Origin of the sequence: Pseudoalteromonas sp. SMS1 (assembly GCF_021530565.1) — a bacterium.
Lineage (GTDB): Bacteria > Pseudomonadota > Gammaproteobacteria > Enterobacterales > Alteromonadaceae > Pseudoalteromonas.
This window is the reverse complement of sequence record NZ_JAKGBI010000050.1, coordinates 1-3,272: the sequence shown is the minus strand read 5'-3', so window position 1 is coordinate 3,272 and position 3,272 is coordinate 1. Positions and strand designations below refer to the sequence as shown.

Here is a 3,272-nt window from a genome sequence, read left to right as displayed (position 1 = left end):
GAGACGAAATAGATACTTGGCCACCTACCAGTTGGGCACCATCCATAACGACACGATTATTGGCGTCGTAAGTAAACCAATATTGTTCCATTGCCGAAGATAAGCCTGGTGTGACAGGGGGTGTCACACTTACCGAAGCTGCGGAAAAACGCGCCTGGACAGGAGCAAACATCACCGCTGACTCAGTTATAGGCTGAGATTTCATCACACTTGGAGTAACATCAACTAAAGGCGCAATGCTTGGCTGAATTGGCTCCGGTACTACTTCTAACTCAGAGGTCCCCTTCTCCTTTGACAGAGTTGTTGGTACATCTAATGCCCTAGAGCTTCGCGCAGGAGTAGGTTCTGACTGCATATTGAACGTGCTGGCCATCAACATCAAATCATCGCCACCACCGATACCAATGCCACTGCCAGAATGCACCACTAACCTAGCAGATCTCGATGTAGACTTTTGGCCATCAGACGCAGTAACCGTCAATATATAGTTTCCAGCGAACCTAGGCGTGCCGGATAAAACCCCATTGCTACTAAAACGCAAACCTGAGGGCATGCTTATGGACGCATCAGTGCCATCATTTCTTATAAATGAAATTCTGTATGTTAGCGCATCGCCATCAGGATCAGAGAAAAAACGACTAAAAGATATGGGCGACATCGCCCGTCCTGCAGTTTGATCTAAAATGGTAAACGGGGATGACGTAGGCGCCCTATTTGAATCAGACACGCTTAAAACAATGTTGGTGTATGCCGAGGCGCCACTGCTATCTTGCGCTTTGATTCGAATGGTGTGATTACCAACTGGTTTGAGTTGACTCCCCACGCTCAATGATTGACTGCTGCTGCTCCAGCTAACCCAGCTAGGTTTAGAAACTATCGTATAGGCCAGCGTATCCCCATCCAAATCATTAAACAGGGCATTTATTTGAGCCTTACTGTGAGACCAGCTTTGGTTGTTTTGCACCCCAATAGTCGTACTAATCTTTCGAGCTGTAGGCGCTCTATTTGTATTGCTTATAACTATTTTGTAATCAACTGTTCTAGTATCAATTGTAAAAGAGTCAGTTGCTGACACGCCGTGGATCTGCTGAACCTCACCAGGATACAGTTTTACGCTGAACGAATATGTACCAGCATCACTATAGTCTGGTTTAAAAGACAACCCTCGGTTACCACTTAATACCGATACAAAACTTGGAGCATTAATTAACTCGGTTCTGTTGATGTTAACCAAACCTGTAATGCCTCGAGTGAACAACGTTTCGGTATTTTGTCCCTCTTTACCCTGCAGGTTTACTACCGATTGATTAGCATGACCTACATTGAATTGTGTTATGTGAGTAGTTTGCGCTTCACCATCCGAAGCTGTAACAGATAATCCATACCGTCCTTCGCTGTTAAACCCCAACGTCCCGCTTAACACGCCATTACTCACAGATAACCCTTGTGGCATCATTGGCGCATCTGTCACAGGATCAAACGTATAAACTTGAAAACTCAGCGCTTGACCATCTATTTCTCTAAAATATGATTTAAAATCTAAAGAAATATTTTCACCCTCAACATAGTTGAATGGCCCAAAGTCATGGTTTAGAACAGGCGCATTATTAGTATCTTCGACCACAAGTCCCAACGTAACAAATGCATACTCACCAGAATTCGGCTCAAGTGCTTTAACCTTAACTTCATGGTATCCATCTGGGTTTGTGCCATCTACAGTACTCAGTGTTTGTGTACTGTTATTCCATACAACCCAAGAGGGTTTAGATACAATACTATAAATGAGTGGATCATTATCCACATCACCAAAAATGGTATCTAAATCAGACTTTTGAAACTGCCAATTGTCTGTATCTTTGAAATTGATTCGCTTGGTTTGTTCCTGAACTGTAGGACCAAGAACAATATCACTTATTTTAAACGTGAAGCTTCTGGTCGACTCAGTTTCATGCCATAGCGTGCCAACATCAGCATGTGCCCCACCAATAGAATCCGAGGTCTGCTGCCCATGAATATGATCTTCAATTGGTCCACCATCCTTGAATTTTAATGTGAATGATTGAGCAACAGCATCAGAGGAGTTGGTATTAATAATCACCTTCGTTTTATCATGATTAAGGCTAACTTTTGAGCTGCCTTGGACCAAAACACTTTTTAGCTGCTCGAACCCGTGCATATCTGAGGTAATCGGTATTGAGTAGCTGCTTCCTTTTTGAATAGCAAAGTGCCGTGCACCGGAAATTTGAATTTTTATTGGTGCGACAACAGGCCTCATTTCACCTGATGAATGAGCAAGCACATATATTTCTTCAACTGAGCCAGCATACACATCCCTTATAGCACCACTGAGTACACCTGTAGAAGGATCTAGTGTCACGCCCAGTCGATTGGCGACATTTTTAATTTCACCTCGCCGGATCTTATTCTGGATTTCTTCATGTGTGGTATAACTATCTGTATAAACTGGATTTCCTAGATTATCGTAATATCCACCTAACGATATTTTTGACAAGTCTTCTTTGAAAATTAGACTGTAAGAGACGGTATCTTCAACATCCCCCTCTGTGACTTTGTCTTTGATAACATTAACATCAAACCCAGATTGCTGGGAAAGTGGCGTATTTGGTCTGAGGTGCCAATCTAAAAAACCACCTTTGAAATAAACTGGTTGGTCGGCGTCATTCACTGTTAAATCGAAATTAAAGTTTTGCGGCGTTAAGTTGTAATAGTCGTAATAACTTCCGGCAATTTGGTATACACCCTCACTGCTAAAATCAAATCCTTTCATCCAATGTTCAAATAAACGACTTTCGTCAGCTTGCGCAAAGATTTTTGAATAAATTCCATCTTTATCAAAATTAAGGCCTCCTAACGCCGACATATTAAAAATAACGTCATCATCCTCAGTGTCACTGACAATATCATTAAGATCTAGAGGAACAGCCCCCTCATTGACTGTATAACTGCGTCTCAGTAAATGAGGGGCAACGTTATCCTCGACATTAACCACAAATGTCGTAGTATCACCGCCACCAATGGCATGTTTTGAGTGGCCAGTCACCGTAAAGCGATATTCACCCGCAGGTATTCTGACCGTTTTCGTTGTACCATTGCGTCGTTTGACCGTTATCTCATTGTTACTGAGAATAAAAGGATTTGCTTCAAATTGCGGGCCAGATTCTGTGCCACGGTATTGAACTTTTAGATCACTCAGCGTCATGCCTTCGCCTGCCAGATCATCAAACAATTCATCAGCCGTCACTCGCCAAATA

The 3,272-nt window shown here is 42.6% G+C and carries 1 protein-coding gene; it reads right to left on the bottom strand.

All coding sequences use genetic code 11. From position 1 onward, the window contains the following. Window positions 1-3,272 (bottom strand): putative Ig domain-containing protein (locus L1286_RS23845; RefSeq protein WP_235409520.1); only part of this gene is annotated, 3,272 nt, incomplete at both ends.